Below are 16,868 nucleotides of genomic sequence, written 5' to 3'. Positions count from 1 at the left end.
GGTTTCTGCTGCCGTCTCGTTCGTGCCTTTGAACCCCTAAGGGTTGAGGCGCCAGATGGTGAAGTTGAGGAACGCCGCGAACGATACCCAGGCCAGGTAGGGCACCAGCAGCCAGGCGGCGAGCTTGTGGACGCGTCCGAAAAGGCCGATCGTCAGCGCGATGGCGATCCACAACAGGCAGACCTCGGCGAAGGCCCCGGCGAGCTGGTGGAGGCCGAAGAAGATCCACGACCACAGGGCGTTCAAAACGAGTTGGACCGTCCAGGTGGCGAGGGCGGTGGCGGTGGGAGCCTCCGGCTGCTTTTTCCCCTGTCGCCAGACCAGCCAGGCGCTGGTCGCGATCAGGATGTAGAGAACCGTCCAGACGGGCCCGAAGATCCAGTTGGGTGGATTCCAGCTCGGTCTGTTCAAGGCCTCGTACCAAGGGCCCGGGGTGAACTGGGCGCCGAAGGCCCCGGCGGCGAAGGCGGCGACGAGGAATCCGGCGAGGGCGAGGAGATGCTTCGGCATGGCGCCGAGTTTAGTCTACTTTTCTCGTCGTCAACCTACTGCGAGGCCGAAGACCGTGGAATCTGCTGCACCAGCGTTGGAAGAAGCGGCACGGCTCCGTCGGCGACCGCATAGGCGCCGTCTTCGGCATGACCACCCGGGCGCCTGTGGTTCCTCGCGTACCGGAAGGGGAAGTCAACCTTACCCCGTTAGCGGACTTTTGAACTTTTCTCGCGGCCAGGGCGTCTCCGTTTCGAACCTCGCCACGAAGGCGAGAACCGAACACTGAGACTTGAACGAAAGATCACCGCGATGAAACCGATCCGCTACCCCCTGCTCTGCTTCGTCCTTCTTCTCTTCGCCACCTCGGTTGCCGCAACCGCTGAGGAACTCACCGTGGACCGCCCTTCGGGCGTGCCCGGAGAGTTTCGCCTAGCCGTCGAAACAGTAACGGTCGAGGGTCCCGACCGGCAGGAACGGGAGGTGGAGGTTGAATCCGGCACTTGGCTGGTGCCGGAGAATCGCCGACGACCGGAAGGTCCCGCCGTCTCCATTCCTTTCTACCGGCTGCGCTCCACGGCGCCGCGGCCGGCGCCGCCGATCTTCCTACTCGCCGGCGGTCCCGGTTCGTCGTGGATCGACCGGTTCGAGAATCCCGAAAACTTCGCTGAGGCCTGGTGGTCGGCTGTGCCTCGTTTTACGTCATCGCCTTCTCCAGGTTGGCGGAGACGGTGGTGGATCTGACCTGGGCGGTCATGGTCCTGGTGATGACGACCGGCGCCCTCGCCTTGGTCGCCGCCTCGATCGCCTCCTTGATCTGGCGGTTTCGCTCCCGCACCCCCAGTCTGAAGGCGATCGAACGCCGCTTGAATGCCTTGGAGCGGCACCTGGCGCCGGCGGAACCGGCCGACTAGCAGATGGATTCGATGGGCAACGGCTCTTGGACGTAGAATGCGCCAAGGGCCCGAGCCCCGCGGGGCATTGGGTCGGACAACGAATCACCAACTCTGTAGGAGTCTACCCATGCGTTCCTCCGTGAAGCACACGTTGCTCGCCTTCTGCTGTGTCGTCCTGCTGCCGGCCGTTGCCCTAGCGAAGAAGAACAATCCGAACCTGGCCCTGCGCTTCACCCCGACCACGGCGGTGGCGGAGGCCAACTCGGTGCCGGCATCGGCCATGCGCGACGCTTCCGTCGGCGTGATCGTCAGCGACGATCGCGGCGGCGATGGATCGATCATCGGCTCGCGCACCGATGACGACGATCGGCGTTTCGATCTCAAGGCCACCAACGATCTCGCTGGTCACATCGAAGCGGCTTTCGAAAAGCAGGCCCGGGACTGGGGCTACTCCGTCGCTTCCGGACCCGCGGACGCGGATATCGTGCTGGTCGCCAAGACCACCCAATTCGGCGTCGATGAGACCAATCAGGCGGTGGGCGCGAGCTACGAAGCGCAGGTCACCCTGGAGGTGGAACTGCGGGACCGCTCCGGCAAGAGCCTGTGGTCGAGTTCGGTGTTTGGTGACGCTAGCCGCTACGGCAAGAAGTTCAGCGCCGACAACGCCAACGAGGTGCTGAGCGACGCCCTGGCGGAAGCCTTCGCCGAGGCCCTGAACGATTCCGCCCTGCGCGACGCCTGGATCGGCAAGGCCGGTACTTCGTCGTCCGGCGACGCCACCGCCGCCAAGGCGACAGCGCCGATGACGCCGGAGAAGGCTCTCTCCGAGGTCAAGAGCCTAATGGACAACGACATGGACGAGGCGACCGTCGTCGACTACCTGCGCGCTCGCCGCCTCACCCGGGCGCTGGGTGCCGACGACCTGGGCGCCTGGAAGGAAGCCGGGGTGCCGGAGTCGGTGATCCGGGTCGCGATGACGATGCCCGTCGGCTGAGGTGTCGAAGAGGACAGCCCGGGTTCCCACCATCCTGCTGCGACTCGCGGTCGATCACCTGCGCGAGTCGTTCATGATCACCGGGGTCGAACTCGACGAACCGGGTCCGCAGATCGTCTTCGTCAACCGCGCCTTCGAGCAGCTCACCGGCTACTGCCGCGACGAAGTGCTCGGCAGGACGCCGCGCTTTCTCCAGGGGCCGCTGACGGATCGCTCGGTGCTCGACCGCCTGCGTCGTTCGCTGGAGGACAGGACGTCCTTCACCGGCGAGGCGATCAACTACCGTAAGGACGGCACGCCGTTCGTGATGTCCTGGTACGTCGAGCCGATTGCCGATCCGGAGACCGGTGCGGAGTACTTCTTTGCCTTGCAGCGGGACGTCACCGAGCTGCAGCAGCAGCGAGCCTTGCGGGTGATGGTGGATCAGCTCTCCGATTCGGTGGTGATCTTCAACGGTGTGGGGCGGGTGTCTTATGCCAATCGGGCCTATCGCGAGTGGAGCGGACTGGACGAACCGGAGGTGGTAGGTCACCCGGTCTGGACACTCTTTGGCAGCCCCAAGGGACGCTCCGAGCTGCGGCATGCCCGGCGGTCCTTGTCCGCCGGCGAGAGCTGGCAGCAGGAATTCGCGACCACCCGGCCGGCGAGGGCCGAGGAGTCGCCGAAAACGGCGTTTCTCTCGACCTCCGTGTCGCCGGTTTTGAACGTCGAGGGAGAGGTCCAGGAGTTCATCGCCCTCGCCCGGGACGTCACCGAGCGCCGCCGCCTGGAGTCCATTGCCGAGGCCTACAACCTGTACGACAACCTGGGCTTTGTCTTCTCCGGCATCCGCCACGAGCTGGGAAATCCGATCAATTCATTGAAGGCGGCCTTACGTCTGGTCAGCGATTCTTCCGACACCATGCCGCGAGATCGGCTGAGCGACTTTCTCCGGCGCATGACCGGCGAGGTCGAGCGCATCGAGTATCTGCTGCGGTCTCTGCGTACCTACAACATGTTCCAGCGGCCGCGTGTGGAACGGGTCGATATGAAGAAGTTCATCGCCTCCTTCCATCGGCTGGCGCAGCAGGATGCGGAGCGGCGCTGCGTCGAATTCGAGGCCAAGGCGTCGCGCGGTGCGGACTTTGCCTATGCCGATCCGCAGGCCCTCGTTCAGGTGCTGTTGAATCTTTTCTCGAATGCCTTGGAGGCGGTGGTCGAAGAGCCAGAGCCTCGGATTTCCCTCTCCGTTCGGCGCAAGGGCCAGCAGCTCATCTTGACGATGGCGGACAACGGGCCGGGACTGAGCCGCGACCAGCGCGCTCATCTCTTCAAGCCCTTTTTCACCACCCGCTCCAGGGGTACGGGTTTGGGCTTGGCCATCACTCGCCGATTGCTGCTGCTGATGGGCGGCACCATCGATTTGCGCAACGGCAGAATCGGTGCCGAAGCGGTATTGACTCTCGACCGGAACTCACCGGCCGAGCGGCGCTAGTCAAAGCGCCCGTTGTGGCCTAGGACTTGGAAGACGAAAATGACCGATCCCGCCCGACCCCCCGCCATTCTTGTCGTCGACGACGAGGGACTTTTCCGCGCGACGGCGGTTGAGAAACTGTCCGGTTTGTTTCCGGAATATCGCTTCTTCGAGGCCGCCGACGGCGCCGCGGCACTGCGCCGGGTCGAGTCCCACGGCCTGCTCGATTCCGGGGAGTTGAGCGTGGTGGTGACCGACATCCAGATGCCCAAGATGGGAGGTACGGAACTCCTGCTCGCCCTCCAAGAAGGTGGGTTTCGGGGTCGCTCGATCGTCGTCACGGCCTTTGGCGACGATCGGCTGGAACGGCGGGTCCGCGACCTGGGCGCGCTGATCTACTTGGAGAAGCCCCTCGACCTGGAGGATCTGGCGCATGCCGTGCAGGATGCGGTGGAAGGCGCGCGGTCGCGGGTGGAGGGAGTGACCCTGGCGGGCTTTGCTCAGCTCTTGGAACTCGAGGGCAAGAGTTGTCGCCTGTGGGCTTCGAATCCCGAGGGTACCGGCGAACTCTACTTCGAGAACGGCTCCCTGCGATCCGCCCGCACGGGAGAACTGACCGGCGACGCGGCGGCGCTCGAAATCTTCGGTTGGCGGCAGGAGTCGCGTTTGGATCTGCTGTCCGGCGTCACCCGCTCCGAGCGCGATGTCACCTCGGCTTTGAACCTCCTGCTGCTCGAAGCGATGCGCCGGCACGATGAAGAACAAGTAGGCGGTAGTGCGCAAGAGGACCCCTTTGCGATGTTCGAAGGGGTCGGAAGGGATCCTGTGGGAACGTCAGACTTGATGAGAGAGGAGAAGGCAGTGACCTCGCCGCAAGAAGCGATGGAAGATGCGATGGAGATCGAGGGCGCCATCGGCGTGGCCCTGGTGGATTTTGAAAGCGGCAGGAGCCTCGGTCAGACCGGCGGCGGCGATGCTCTCAATCTGGAAGTGGCCAGCGCCGGCAATACCGAAGTGGTGCGGGCCAAGATGGAAACGATGGCCAACCTCGGCTTGGAGGACGCGATCGAGGACATCCTGATCACCCTCGGCCGGCAGTACCACATCATTCGGCCTTTGAAAACGGCGCCGAGCCTGTTCCTGTACCTTGCACTGGAGCGCAGCAAGAGCAACCTGGCGATGGCCCGGCGCCAACTCGCCTCGATCGAACGTAACCTTGATCTATAGCCACCGCTATTCGACAACGCTCCGCATTGCGCGCAGATCGCTTCGGCGCAGCGAACCCGAGCCCGAAGGGCGAGGCGGCAGCGAAGCTGCCGAGGATGGGTTGAAGCCTGCCAGCTAACCGCCGGCCGCGTTGGCGATCGCGTCGAAGGCCTTTTCCGTGTAGCCCTTCGGGGCCTCGTAGGTGCCCGAAGGGGCGTCCTTCTCTTCGACCTTCTGGAGTTCCTCGAAGGTCTTGAACGTGGTGCCCCGCAGATCGATCGCCGTCTCCGTCAGCACCGGGAAACCGGGGATGGACTGAAGCTTCTCAGCCATTCCCTCGCCGCCGGGCTGGAGTTCCGCCATGCGCATCGAGAGCTGCCGGAAGGTCTCGTAATCGAAGTCGAGGTCGGTCGTCATCCACAGCACGGCGTTCACCACCATGCCGGTGGCGTTCGATAGCGTCAGGTTCCAGCGCTTGGTCTGCCAGTCGCCGATGGTGCGGGTTTCGTCCGTCTCGGTGACTTCCACTTCCATCTTGAACATCGGCAGCATCGCCTGCATGTCTTCGGGCACTAGATTGGCGAGATTGACCGGTAGATCTATGGGACTGAAGGTCTTGGCCTGGTGGTCGATCACCACCAGCCGGTCGGGATTCTGGGTGAAGATCATGGTCGTCTTGTCGTCGCGGCGGCTGACGCGCTTGTCGCCGAGCCACACTTCCACCGTGCTGCTGCCGGTTTGGGCACCGGGGAGGTTCCCCTCTTGGCGATTCTCGAGGGTGAGGAGGGTATCGGCGGCGGCCGGCAGGACCAGTAGAGCGGTCGCCAGAGCCGCGAAGAGCAAGGCGCGAAGGATGTTGTTTTTCAAGGTGTTTCTTCCTTTCGGAGGTTGAGGGTCGAGGAGGGTGGGTCGAAGGTTTGACCACTCTTGATGCTTCGACGCCACTGTCCAAATCTTTAAGCAGGATCGATGCCGGGGTGACTCCCGCTCAGGGCCGCGAGATCTTCTCGTGTGTCGATGTCGCGCCAGCACGGGATGAGTTCCTCCGGTACCGGCACGACCGCGACTTCCCTGCGCGAAGCCAGCCGGCTCGGGCCGTGGTGTCCGGCTGCCAGCAGGGTTTCGAGCAGTCGTCGCGCTGGCGGCTCGTAGAGCGCGAGCAAGGGCTGCGGATGGGCGTCGTTTTCGCCGGGAAGGCCCGGGAAGATCGCCCAGCGTTCCGGCCGCCGCTCGGAGATCAACCATTCCACGGCTGGCGGTTGGATGTGCGGCAGATCGCAGGGCACGAAGATCCAGCAGCCTTCCGGCCGCTTTCCGAAGGCCGTGAGCATGCCGGCGAGGGGGCCGCGTGGGGCCTGGTCGCCGGCCACCGTGCGATCCGGCCAGCGGGGAAGGTCGGCGAGAGCCCCGGCCACCTCACCCGCTCCGAGGAGAACCACTTCGTCCACCCACGGCGCGAGGGCTCGATGGGCTCGCTCGGCGAGGGTGGAGCCGCCGTGGGTGACGAGCTGTTTCGGCTGGCCGAGGCGGCGGCTTGCACCGCCGATCAGCAGTCCGCCGAGGGGGCGTGCTTCGCCGGGCACCGATCAGTCTCCTGCGGCGGTCGCCGGTGGGGCTTTCTTCTTGCGCACGTAGAGCACTTTCTCGACCCGCGCCACGACCTCGCCTTCCGGGTTGAGCACATCGACGTGGAGCAACGGCTCGACTTTACTCTGGGTCTCGGCCTGGTGCCGAATCTGGTCGATCTCCTCGTCCGAGATGCGGAAGGTCGCCTCGACGGTGCCGCGCCCCGGGCGCACAAAGCGGATGGTGGCGGCCTTGTCCCACACGATGTAGTCCGGTCCCAGCCGATGGGCGAGAAGGAGGACGTAGAACGGGTCGCACATCGAGTAGAGCGACCCGCCAAAATGGGTGCCGAAGTAGTTGCCGTTCCAGAAGTGGAGCTTCATCCGCACCCGGATGAGGCCGCCTTCGAGGTTCATCTCGCGCACCCGGATACCCGCCCCGAGGAAGGGCGGGTAGATCCGGATCAGCCGGAGGCGAAAGCGCTGGAGCCATCGCCCCCGCTTGGAGCCCACGGAAGCGTTAGTCCAGGCGCAGGCTGCCGAGGAGCTGGCCGAAGGCTTCACGCTCCGCCGCCAGGGTGGCGTCCGGGCCGGTGGCCTTGAAGAACCAGGGGCCGCCCGGTCCCTCGACCACCGCTGCCAGCATGCGCGAGTTCGGCTGCGGGCTGGTCGGGCCGGTGCCCATGCCGCTCGGCAGCAGGGTGCCCGCCACTTCGAGGGTGGTGATCCGGAGACCACTCGATTCGAAGGTCTCGCGCTGCGGCGAGGTGCCCGGCGCCAGTTCCATCTGGCCGATCCAGCGCTCTAGATTGGCCTCGGTGCTGCCGCCCTGGCCGGGGAAGTGAAACAGTGCGATCTCCGCCGGGCCGCCGGGGCCGGGAATGGAGGCCTGCAGCTGGCGCATGGCCGAGCGCGGGGTTTCGCGGGTCCAGGTCTTGGGCAGGTCGAAGGCCAAGGTGCCCGCGGTGGCGTTGCCGCCGGCCGAGGGGTTGCGGGCGGGGGTGGCGAGGGGGTCGATCAGCGGCGGGCTTTGGGCGGTGTTCGTCGCCGGAGGGGCGGTGGTTGCGGCGCCGGTCTCCCGCTCTCCGGTTCCGCCGCCGCAGGCGAGGAGAGCAAATACTAGGACGGCGAGGGCCGTGCGGAGCATGAGGGTCAATCCTTTCTTTCGAGTGCGTCGTGGCGGTGGCCGGTCGATTGGCGGAAGCGCATGGGAATCGAACCCACCCCCCGAGCCGGAACCGACACGGGACTACGGTTTTGAAGACCGCGGGAGGCACCAGCCCCCGAGCGCTTCCTTTCTCAAAGTCTATACCTCAATGGCAGAGGTGCGTGGATCGGGGCGGCTTCCTCGGGGAGGGCTTGGGGGTGGATCGGGGGCGGCTTCCTCGGGGAGGGCCTCAGCGGGACCGGGCGAGGCTTTTCGACAGATGGGGCTTCGGCCTCGCCCTGCGCGCTCCGGGCGCACACCGTTCATGACTCCAAAGAACGACGCGAGCGCCCGGAGCCAGCTCCCGCTGAGGCCCTCCCCGAGGAAGCCGTTTCTTGCCTCTTCCCCGATGCACGCGACCAGGATTCGAGAGCTCCTTATTGGAGGCAAGACGACAGATCTGTAGGGGCCGCCCGCGAGCGGCCTGTGTTTGGGTTCCGAAGAGCGGTCAGGGCATGGAGAGAAACTGGGCTTGGTCGCCGGGAACTGCTTCCGGGGCGTCGGCGGGGCGGTGGAGGAGGGCGTTGGCTTTGCCGTAGGCGGCGAGGTCGTGGGAGCCCTTGGACTCCAGGAGATGGAGTTGAGGGGGATTGGGGTGGTCGCCTGGCGCGACCCGTACCGGGAGGAATTTGGTGCGGGCGCCCTGGGCCGGGAGATGGAAGGTGAGGGTGCCGATTTGGGCCTCGTCCAGCAGATCCGCCTCGTGGCCGGCGAGGCGACGGAGGAGGGGGAGGACGAAGAGGGTGAAACTGACCATGACCGAGGCCGGGTTGCCGGGTAGGCCGAAGACGAGGCCGCCCGGGTGGGTGGCGGCGACGAGGGGCTTGCCGGGTTGGATGGCGACGGCGTCGAAGAGGCTTTCGCAGCCGAGTTTTTCGAGGACGCCCTCGGCGTAGTCGTATTCGCCTGCCGAGACGCCGCCGCAGACCAGCAGGACGTCCGCCTCCAGGCCGCGGCGGATGTGCCGTTCGAGGATGTCCGGGTCGTCCGGCGCGATGCCGAGGGTCTCCGTCCGGTAGCCGCGGTCGGCGAGGGCCGCCAGCAGGAAGTCGGTGTGGGAGTCGCGCAGTTGCCCCGGCCGGGGTTCCCGCTCCGGCGCCACGACTTCGTCACCGGTGGCGAGGATGCTCACCGTCGGAGTGCGAATGACCGATAGTTCGCCGTAGCCGTGGGTGGCGGCGAGGGCGAGGGCGGCGGCGCGCAGGACCGTGCCCGCCGGCATGACCGGGTCGCCCACCTCGAGCACTTCGCCCCGGCGGCGAATGTGGCGTCGTTTCTCCGAGGCCTGGACGAAGCACACGGTGTCACCCCGCCGCTCGGTCCGCTCCACCGGTACCACCCGCTCGACCTCCGGTGGCACCGGCGCGCCGGTCATGATCTGTACGGCCTGTCCCGGGGGCAGGGCGAAGCCTGGCGGGTCGCCGGCGGCGACCGTTCCCGCCACCGGCACCGCCGCCCCGGCGGCGACGGTGCCCGCAATGCCGTAGCCGTCCATGGCCGATACGTCGGCCGGCGGTACGTCGACGGTCGCCCTCAAATCCTCGGCCAGCACCCGGCCCCGGGCGTTGCGCCGCGGCAGTCTTTCCGCCGGTAGCGGCGCGGTGGCGGCGCACAGCCGTCGCCACGCTTCGGGCGGTGAAATGGGGTGGGAACTCATCGTGCGGCTTCCGGGTCAGAGAAACAGTCTAAGGCAATGGCTGAGGAGAGCGAGCCCGGGTCCGCTTCGGTCGATGTCCCGAGGGATCCCCGGTGGAACACCCTGCTTCTCTGGAGTTGCTAGGAAGCTGGTATTCTCAGAAAATCGATATGTTCTTCTCTCGCCGGGCTGATGAGGGTTCCGGCATTTGTTGACCTGTGATCCGAGGTGACTCCCTGTCGTCCGCCGAAAAGAGTTTCCAGTACCGGGGTGATCTGGCAGAAACGGCCCTTCCGGAGATGCTGTTCACCATCGATCGTTTTCAGGTCGGTGGGGTGGTCCGAGCCGAGCGCGAAGGCGTGATCAAGAAGGTGGTGGTGGCGGATGGATGCGTGGTGCATGCGTCGTCGACGGATCTCAACGACAGTCTCGGCATGTACCTGCTGCGCAGCGGGGTGCTCACCCCGGCCATCGCCGGCAGCACCATGGAGGAGCGCGGGCAATCGGACCGCCGCTACGGCGAGATCTTGGTGGAGGGCGGCCACCTTTCGCCGCAGGAAGTGGCGGCGGCGATCGTCAAGCAAGTCGAAGCGATCGTCTGGAGCCTGTTCTATTGGCAGGATGGCCGGGTGACCTTCCGGATCGGTGAGTCGGAGGGCGCCAACATCCGGTTGCCGATGCGCCAGGTGATCCTCACCGGCATCAAGCGCGCTCCCAACGCCAAGGCGATGGTCGCTCGGCTCGGTCAGCGCGACACCCTGTTCGAGCCCTGCCACGAGACCGAGAACCTGATCGACGCCGGCCTCGATGCGGAGCAATACCAGCTTCTCCAGTTGGTGGACGGCCGCCGAACGCTGTATGAGATCTGTACCGAAGGTCCCTTCTCGGCGGCGGACAACGGCAAGCTGATGTACGCCTTCCAGGTTCTGCAATTGATTCGTGAGGTCTCCTTGGAGGAAAATGCGGTCGGGGAGCAGGCCGAAGAAACGACGCGATCCTCCGTCAAGATCCGGCTGAAAACCCCCGGCGGCCGGTTTTCGACCTAGCCTTTCCTGGCCGGGATTCGGAACGGGCGTCCTCCCAGGAAGTTTGCGGGAAGTCCCGATCGATCCACTTTGAAGATCCATGTGGAGTAGGTATGCCGATTTACGAATACGAATGCCAGGAGTGCGGTCGCCGCAGCGAAGAGATCCAGAGGTTCTCGGATCCCCCGCTGACCGAGTGTTCGCAGTGTGGCGGGGCGCTCAAGAAGCTCATTTCTTCTCCGGCCATTCAGTTCAAGGGTTCCGGCTGGTATGTCACCGATTACGCCAGGTCGAGCGGCGGTGGCGGCGAGAAGGGCGGCGAGGGCGAAAGCTCCGATTCCGGCAACGGCGATGAGAAGAAGCCCTCCTCCCAGAGCGAGGCGAAGAGCGGTAGCTCGAAGTCGTCCGGTGCCACTGAGAAGGCCACATCTTCGAATGAGTCGTAGAACAGGTCATCGGGAGCGTAGCTTTGCGCCGTCGAACGAGATGATTCCAGTGCTTTCTGACGAGGTCGGCGTGGAGCTGTCTCATGCTACAATGACATGCTGTCTTGTGGTTCAGTAGCCTGCGGGGGAACAGATCGAGGTGGCTCCGCGTTGCGGTGAACTGAGCTGCTCTGGCCCTCTGCCTGTGATCGGCCTGACTCCAATGATTGGACTACCAAAGACTTGCCGCCTGCCAGGAGATGATTCATGAAGACTAGAACGATGTCGCTGGCCCTGCTGGCCGGCTGCCTGTGCTTTGCCCTGCCGCTGACCCTCAGCGCAACGACCTTTGTGATGGTCTCCGATCAGGATCTCGCCGATCAGTCGGCGGTCATCGTCGAGGCCCGGGTGTTGTCGAAGGATGCTGCACCGGTTCCGGGCATTCCTTCGACGGACTACCAGATCGAGATCGCCCGGGTGATCAAGGGAGACGTGCCGGGCAGCAACTTGATCGTGCGGACCCCCGGCGGCGTCGGTCCGGACGGTATCGGACTCGAGCTATGGGGTGTGCCCAAGATGGCCGAGGGCGATCGCATGTTGTTCTTCTTGAGCCCGGCGACGGATGGCACCTTCCGGATCAAGCACCTCCTGCTCGGCGCCTTTCGCGATATCGATTGGCGCGGCCGTCGGGTGCTGGCGCGCCACCTGAGCGGCGCCCACGAGCTGCCCCTGGACGATCAGGACACGGCCCGTGCGGAGAACCGCGGCCCGCGGGATCGCGAAGCCTTCATCGAGTGGTTGACGGATCGGGGGCGCGGCGTCGAGCGGCCGGTGGACTACTTCGTCGAACTCCTGCCGACGGACGTCACGGCCTTCGAAGAGCACTTCACGCTGTTTGAAAATGAAGGTCGCAATTTGCGCTGGATCGCTTTCGACGGCGGCGGGACGGTGCGCTGGCGGGTGAACAGCTCCGGCCAGCCGGGGTTGACCCTGCAGCAGACCATCGACGCCTTCCGCGGGGCGATGCAGGCCTGGACGGGAGATTCGCAGAGCTTTGTCCGGCTCGCCTTCGGATCGTCCCAGACCACCACCCTCAACGGCGGCCTGACCACCTTCGACAGCACCAATGCCATTACCTTCAGCGATCCCAACGGCAATGATTCCTTCGATGCGCCCTTCAGTTGCGGTAGCGGCGGCGTTCTGGCGATCGGTGGGCCGTGGTTCAGCAATCAGCTCGACACCTTCCGCGGAGTGCAATACCAGCGCATCATCGGCGGCGACATCATCACCAACGCCGGCCTCGACTGCTACTTCACCCGTAGCGGCAACCCGGTGCTGGCGGCGCAGGAGCTGTTCGGCCACGAGCTGGGTCACACCCTGGGTTTCGGCCATGCCTGCGGTGACGACGAGAGTCCCTCCTGCGGATCCAGTGCTGTTCTGAACGATGCTCTGATGCGCGCCTTCGTGCACAATGACGGTCGCGGGGCGCGCCTCAACAACGACGACCGGGCGGCGTTGGGCACCCTCTACAGTGACGGCCAGACAACGGGACCGACCCGGCCGGCTGCCCCCACCGGCCTGGCCGCTATCCTGACCTCGGCCACTTCAGCCTCCGTGACCTGGACGGACAATGCCGACAACGAAACCTCCTACCGTCTGGAGATCAAGACCGGCGCCGGAAGTTTCGTCGAGGTGGGCGGCAGCCTGCCGCCGAACACCGATGAAGTGGTGGTGAACAACCTGGCTCCGCTGACCACCTACTCCTTCCGGGTGCGCGCCCGAAATGGCGGCGGTTTTTCTCCCTACTCGAACGAGGCTTCGTTGACCACCCCGCCGGACACGCCCAGCGCGCCCTTCGGTCTCGAGGCGGTCGCTCAGTCGCCGACGGCGGTGCGCCTGACCTGGAACGACAGCTCGGTCAACGAGACGCAGTTCGAAATCGAGTTGCGCTCGCCGAAGAGCGGCTATATCCCCGTCGGCACCATTGGTCCGAACACCGAGACCTTCCTGGTCGGCAATCTGGTGACCGGCCGGCCGTACACTTTCCGGGTGCGGGCGAGCAACACGAGCGGCAGTTCGGACTACAGCAACGAGGCCTCCGCCACCCCGCTGGCGGGCGTTACCGGCTGTACCAATTCGGCGGACAGCCTGTGCTTGCTCGACGATCGCTTCCGGGTGCAGGTGGACTGGCGTAATCAGTTTGCCGGCGGCCAGGACGGTAGCGGCCGTGCCCAGACGCCCTTCACCGGCGACAGCACCGGTGTCTTCACTTTCTTCAACGACATCAATGTCGAGCTGATCGTCAAGGCGCTCGACGCGACATCCATCGATCAGGGTTACTGGTTCTTCTATGGGGCTCTGTCGACGGTCGAGTACTGGATCACCGTGGTGGACACCGAGACGCAACTCTCGAACACCTACTACAACCCGCCCGGCGAGCTGTGCGGCTTCGCGGACACGCCGGCCTTCCCCGGCGATCAAGTCGTCGGTGGCAATGGCGGTAACCTGAGGGCGGCGCCGATCCCGCTGCCGGCGCCGGCTGTCGAGAGCGTAGGCGCCGCCACCGGCACCTGCGTGGCGAACGCCGAGACCCTCTGCCTGTTCGACGACCGCTTCGCGGTGACCGTCGACTGGCTGAACCACCGCAACCTGGACGAAGGCACCGGCAAGGCGGTGCCGGGTACCCGCGAGTCCGGCTACTTCTGGTTCTTCGGTCCGGAGAACATCGAGCTGGTCCTCAAGGTGCTCGACAACCGTCCGTCCGGCAACAATTTCTGGATCTTCTACGGTGCCCTGTCGGACGTGGTGTACGACATCACCGTGCGCGACACGGTGACCGGCCTGGAGACCACCTACTCGAATGAAGCCGGCAATTTCTGCGGCAACGCCGATACGGTGGGTTTGCCGGAGTCTGTGCTCACCGGCGGCGGGCGAATCGCGCCGTAGTTCCTACCTGTGGCGAAGTAACGGGCCGGAGTTGCGCGATCGTGCGCGGCTCCGGCTCTTTCCGTTAGGGGCTGGGGGTTTCCTCGCGCCGCCGGTAGAGGATGAGCTGCCGCTCGTCGCCCGGCGGGCCGAAGGCGGCGCGTTCCTCGTAGGCGCGGTCAAAGCCTTCGGTCTGGCGCACCGGTTCCATGAAGGCGTGGAGCTTGGTGCCGTAGAGCACCCAGGGCGTGGGCGAGGCGAGGAAGGCGCCCTTCATGTCCCCCTTCGCCACGTGCGGCAGCGCGGCGGGGCTCACCAGACCGAGCAGATCGTAGATTGGCCGCTGGCTGAAATAGGCGATGGTGCCCACCTCCACAAAGGCCGTCGCCTCGCCCGGCGGGACGTGCTCGAACATCCACTCACCTACCTCTTTGTAGAGGTCGAAGCGGGGGCGCGAGCGCGGGCCGGTCAGCAAGTTCTTGCCGTGCCGCGCCAGCGGCAAGGCGATGGGGGCGACGAGCACGCCGACCAGCGCCGCCGCCGTCGCCTTGGCCACCCATCCACGATCGAGAAAGCGGTGCGCCGAGCGGGCGCCGGCGCCGGCGGCGAAGGCCGCGCCGAAAAGGGTGGTGACGTAGGCGGGGATGGCGTACCAAGCGTAGAAGGGCACGCCCAAAACCGGGTAGGCCACCATCAAAGCCAGGGAGTAGAGGGTCAACACGCGCGTCGCCCGGCCGCCGTGGCGCAGCAGCAGCACGTGGCCGGCGAGGCCGAGGGCGGCGAGCCAAGGCACCGCCGGGCCGTTGAACATCTCCTGTAGGCGCAGGGCGCGGCTCCAGAAGTGGATGCCGCTGGCCCACACCTCCGGCAACCAGGCCGACTGCAGCCGCTTGGCGGCGAGGGTGGCCGGCAGGAAGGCGCCGAACCAACTGTGAGCGGCGATCAGTCCGACGGCTAGCAGCGATCCTCCGCTGACCCCGTAGCGCCAGGGCAGGCGCCGCTTCTCGACCCACAGCACCAGACCGAGGATGCCGACGCCGAGGGCGGCATCGGGCCGGCACCATACGGCGAAGCCGGCGAGGAGGCCGGCGCCCACCCGGGAGCGATCTGCCATGGCGGCGGCGCCGGTGAGGAGCGCCAGCACCACCGGTGCCTCGCCGCCGGCGTGGATCCAGAGAAAGGTGGAAAGGAGCAGAAAGGTGCCGGCAATGGCTGTCTCCGGCCGCCGCCGCGGAGTGTCCCGGTGAAGCACCCACACCACCACCCACAGGCCGGCGGCGGTGGTCAGCGTGCCGAGGCCCGGGATGGAGACGCGGGTGAGGGTGTGGAGCAATGAGAGGAGCAGGCCGACCCCCGGCGCGGTGGTACCGAAGACCCGCTCGCCGGGGTTGTAGACGAAGCCATGGCCGGCGCAGAGATTCTGGGCGTAGCGGTAGGTGATGAAGAAATCGTCGACGGCAAAGCCCCACATCCGCGCACCCACGTAGAGGACCAGGCATCCCCACAGGCCGGCGAGGCCCCATCGCACCCAGGCTTTGGTCGGCGGTGAGGCCGGCGGGCGGGGCTCGATCATCGTCCGCCCCCGGCGAGTCCGAACCGCCGCTTGAAGGTGAACCAGGCGTTGCGCAGCTTCCAGAAACGGCTCGCCTCCATCGCCGCCAGGCGGGCGGAGAGCTGGCGCGTTTCCTCGCTCGCCGCCGCCACCTCGGCGCCGTGACGCCGGTCGGCGGCATCGCGCTCGGCGGCCCAGCGCGACTCCCGCCGATGGAGTTCTTCCTGCAACCAGCGCAGGCGCTCTTCGCAGCAGCCGAGGGAACTGGCGAGGACCGTGGCGATGTGGACGATGTGCGACCGGCGGTGGTCAGCGGTCAGCAGCCGGATCACCAGCGGGTCCGTCGGCCGAAAACCCTCCGGTAGGGAGCCTTCGAGGGCCCAGCCGCAGCGCCACGTGCCGGTGAAGGCCGCCGCCTCGGGGCGGTCCAGGTCCACCGCGCAGCTCCCCCACACCTCGCCTCCCAGCCACACCTCCAGCGAGGCGCCACCGCTGGCGGAGGAATTCTTCGGAGGAGAACGAGAGTCCCCGGCCGTGAGTGCCGAGGTGGCCGCTGCCGCCCAGCCGGTCAGCCGCAGGCGTCCGCCGGGCAACACGTCGCAGGATTCGAGGAAGAAGTGCGGATCTCCCTCGAAGGTCGAGTCCCCCGGTGAGCTGAGGGGACCGCGCGGTCCGCGGGCGGCCACGTAGAGATCCTGAAAATTGCACAACCCCCGCGGCAGGCGGACAAGGCGGTGGCCTTCGCCGAGCGGGGTGGTTTGCCCCACCGCCTGTCGCACGAAGGCTTCGCTCACCCAGGCGGAGCCGTAGTCGTCACCGTCGTGGGACGAGCTCTCGCTGATCGGGCGAAAGGCGATGCCCTCCGGCGGTAGCTTTTGGTCCGGCGGCAGGAGCGAGGCGTCGTGGACGCTGAAGATCAGCAGGCCGCGCTCCGTCAGCAAGCTCGCCAGGCGATCCAGCCAGCCCTGGAAGCGGTCCGCCCGCAGGTGGCTGAAGAGCGAGGTGGCGAGGATCACGTCGAAGCGCTCCTCGCAGTGGAATTCCTTCGGGTCGACAGTCGAAGGAAAGCCTTGCACGCCGAGGGTCTTTCGCTGGAAAGCCACCCCCTCGTCGTAGAGGTCCGACACCCACACCCGCTCTGCCGGAATCGACTCCACGAGGAAACGTGTCACCCGGCCGAAACCGCTGGCGAAGTCGAGAAGCGAGTCGACGGACGCCCCCACATCCTCCGAATAACCCGTCCCAAAATGCCAGCGGATGATCTGGAGGTAGGCGTCGGCGATGGCGTGGCCGGAGCGAAGATAGTGCGCTAGGGCCTGGTCGCGATCTCCCCGGTGCTGATCGACCAGGAACGCGAGCATTTCGTCGGACGGGTGAACCGCCAGCCGCTCCGTCGGCGATGACGTCCCCAAAGCCTGCCAGAAGGCGGCGACGAGGGGACCGGGCGGAGAGCCGGCGGACTCCGAGGCCGGATGAGAAGGATTGGCCATGGCGA

16 protein-coding genes, 1 tRNA gene and 1 pseudogene are annotated in these 16,868 nt (G+C 66.1%); 9 read left to right on the top strand and 9 right to left on the bottom strand.

Annotation, left to right across the window (positions count from 1 at the left end; genetic code table 11):
• Nucleotides 1-36: 36 nt before the first annotated feature.
• On the bottom strand, nt 37-510 hold the full coding sequence (locus tag AAF481_10365) for a TspO/MBR family protein (GenBank protein ID MEM7481566.1): 474 nt from the start codon (nt 508-510) through the stop codon (nt 37-39).
• Nucleotides 511-801: 291 nt separating this feature from the next.
• On the opposite strand from AAF481_10365, the gene AAF481_10360 reads away from it, so the two are divergent.
• From AAF481_10360 to AAF481_10335, 6 genes and pseudogenes are all read left to right on the top strand, one after another.
• On the top strand, nt 802-1,233 hold the full coding sequence (locus tag AAF481_10360) for a hypothetical protein (GenBank protein MEM7481565.1): 432 nt from the start codon (nt 802-804) through the stop codon (nt 1,231-1,233).
• Entirely contained in the window at nt 1,224-1,403 is a 180-nt protein-coding gene (locus tag AAF481_10355) for a hypothetical protein (protein ID MEM7481564.1), read from the top strand. The genes AAF481_10360 and AAF481_10355 overlap by 10 nt, the downstream gene beginning before the upstream one ends.
• Nucleotides 1,404-1,512: 109 nt before the next feature.
• Nucleotides 1,513-2,379 (top strand): YajG family lipoprotein, encoded by an 867-nt coding sequence (locus AAF481_10350; protein ID MEM7481563.1) that lies wholly within the window; start codon nt 1,513-1,515, stop codon nt 2,377-2,379.
• 1 nt (nt 2,380) lies between these two features.
• Nucleotides 2,381-3,853, top strand: a complete 1,473-nt coding sequence (locus AAF481_10345) for a PAS domain S-box protein (GenBank protein MEM7481562.1) — start codon at nt 2,381-2,383, stop codon at nt 3,851-3,853.
• Between the two features lie 39 nt (nt 3,854-3,892).
• Nucleotides 3,893-4,582, top strand: a pseudogene (locus AAF481_10340) (response regulator).
• A 93-nt stretch (nt 4,583-4,675) separates the two neighbouring features.
• A complete protein-coding gene (locus AAF481_10335; protein ID MEM7481561.1) occupies nt 4,676-5,059 on the top strand; it encodes a hypothetical protein in 384 nt (127 codons plus the stop codon).
• A 114-nt stretch (nt 5,060-5,173) separates the two neighbouring features.
• On the opposite strand, the gene AAF481_10330 is transcribed toward AAF481_10335, so the two are convergent.
• The 6 genes from AAF481_10330 to glp all read right to left on the bottom strand — a co-directional run bounded on the left by AAF481_10330 (nt 5,174) and on the right by glp (nt 9,467).
• On the bottom strand, nt 5,174-5,905 hold the full coding sequence (locus tag AAF481_10330) for a DUF4412 domain-containing protein (GenBank protein MEM7481560.1): 732 nt from the start codon (nt 5,903-5,905) through the stop codon (nt 5,174-5,176).
• Between the two features lie 89 nt (nt 5,906-5,994).
• Nucleotides 5,995-6,621, bottom strand: coding sequence for a molybdenum cofactor guanylyltransferase (locus AAF481_10325; protein ID MEM7481559.1), 627 nt, complete (start codon nt 6,619-6,621; stop codon nt 5,995-5,997).
• A gap of 3 nt (nt 6,622-6,624) precedes the next feature.
• Entirely contained in the window at nt 6,625-7,116 is a 492-nt protein-coding gene (locus AAF481_10320; protein ID MEM7481558.1) for a DUF4442 domain-containing protein, read from the bottom strand.
• 7 nt (nt 7,117-7,123) lie between these two features.
• Nucleotides 7,124-7,750, bottom strand: coding sequence for a hypothetical protein (locus tag AAF481_10315; protein ID MEM7481557.1), 627 nt, complete (start codon nt 7,748-7,750; stop codon nt 7,124-7,126).
• Between the two features lie 48 nt (nt 7,751-7,798).
• A tRNA-Sec gene (locus AAF481_10310) sits at nt 7,799-7,898 on the bottom strand.
• Between the two features lie 360 nt (nt 7,899-8,258).
• Nucleotides 8,259-9,467 (bottom strand): gephyrin-like molybdotransferase Glp, encoded by a 1,209-nt coding sequence (gene glp, locus AAF481_10305; protein MEM7481556.1) that lies wholly within the window; start codon nt 9,465-9,467, stop codon nt 8,259-8,261.
• A gap of 197 nt (nt 9,468-9,664) precedes the next feature.
• Between glp and AAF481_10300 the strand changes: the two genes are divergently transcribed.
• The 3 genes from AAF481_10300 to AAF481_10290 all read left to right on the top strand — a co-directional run bounded on the left by AAF481_10300 (nt 9,665) and on the right by AAF481_10290 (nt 13,842).
• Complete coding sequence (locus AAF481_10300) at nt 9,665-10,492, top strand: DUF4388 domain-containing protein (protein MEM7481555.1); 828 nt, start codon at nt 9,665-9,667, stop codon at nt 10,490-10,492.
• Between the two features lie 92 nt (nt 10,493-10,584).
• Complete coding sequence (locus AAF481_10295) at nt 10,585-10,917, top strand: FmdB family zinc ribbon protein (GenBank protein MEM7481554.1); 333 nt, start codon at nt 10,585-10,587, stop codon at nt 10,915-10,917.
• Between the two features lie 246 nt (nt 10,918-11,163).
• Nucleotides 11,164-13,842 (top strand): fibronectin type III domain-containing protein, encoded by a 2,679-nt coding sequence (locus AAF481_10290; GenBank protein ID MEM7481553.1) that lies wholly within the window; start codon nt 11,164-11,166, stop codon nt 13,840-13,842.
• A 64-nt stretch (nt 13,843-13,906) separates the two neighbouring features.
• On the opposite strand, the gene AAF481_10285 is transcribed toward AAF481_10290, so the two are convergent.
• Both AAF481_10285 and AAF481_10280 read right to left on the bottom strand, forming a co-directional pair.
• The gene (locus AAF481_10285; protein MEM7481552.1) at nt 13,907-15,394 is read right to left on the bottom strand and encodes a hypothetical protein; all 1,488 of its coding nucleotides are present in this window, start codon (nt 15,392-15,394) and stop codon (nt 13,907-13,909) included.
• Nucleotides 15,391-16,863: a class I SAM-dependent methyltransferase gene (locus tag AAF481_10280; GenBank protein MEM7481551.1), complete on the bottom strand. Its 1,473-nt coding sequence runs from the start codon at nt 16,861-16,863 to the stop codon at nt 15,391-15,393. Before AAF481_10280 ends, AAF481_10285 begins: the two co-directional genes overlap by 4 nt.
• Between the last annotated feature and the right edge of the window lie 5 nt (nt 16,864-16,868).

This window comes from Acidobacteriota bacterium (genome assembly GCA_039030395.1).
Taxonomy (GTDB): Bacteria; Acidobacteriota; Thermoanaerobaculia; order Multivoradales; family JBCCEF01; genus JBCCEF01.
Note: the sequence above shows the minus strand (reverse complement) of the source record. Positions and strands in the feature narration are given on the sequence as shown.

Bases quoted from the DNA above. Each gene is read 5' to 3' on its own strand.
- AAF481_10285 (MEM7481552.1), bottom strand. From the start codon at position 15,394: ATGATCGAGCCCCGCCCGCCGGCCTCACCGCCGACCAAAGCCTGGGTG.
- AAF481_10315 (MEM7481557.1), bottom strand. From the start codon at position 7,750: ATGCTCCGCACGGCCCTCGCCGTCCTAGTATTTGCTCTCCTCGCCTGC.
- AAF481_10295 (MEM7481554.1), top strand. From the start codon at position 10,585: ATGCCGATTTACGAATACGAATGCCAGGAGTGCGGTCGCCGCAGCGAA.
- AAF481_10350 (MEM7481563.1), top strand. From the start codon at position 1,513: ATGCGTTCCTCCGTGAAGCACACGTTGCTCGCCTTCTGCTGTGTCGTC.
- glp (MEM7481556.1), bottom strand. From the start codon at position 9,467: ATGAGTTCCCACCCCATTTCACCGCCCGAAGCGTGGCGACGGCTGTGC.
- AAF481_10360 (MEM7481565.1), top strand. From the start codon at position 802: ATGAAACCGATCCGCTACCCCCTGCTCTGCTTCGTCCTTCTTCTCTTC.
- AAF481_10290 (MEM7481553.1), top strand. From the start codon at position 11,164: ATGAAGACTAGAACGATGTCGCTGGCCCTGCTGGCCGGCTGCCTGTGC.
- AAF481_10365 (MEM7481566.1), bottom strand. From the start codon at position 510: ATGCCGAAGCATCTCCTCGCCCTCGCCGGATTCCTCGTCGCCGCCTTC.
- AAF481_10335 (MEM7481561.1), top strand. From the start codon at position 4,676: ATGAGAGAGGAGAAGGCAGTGACCTCGCCGCAAGAAGCGATGGAAGAT.
- AAF481_10280 (MEM7481551.1), bottom strand. From the start codon at position 16,863: ATGGCCAATCCTTCTCATCCGGCCTCGGAGTCCGCCGGCTCTCCGCCC.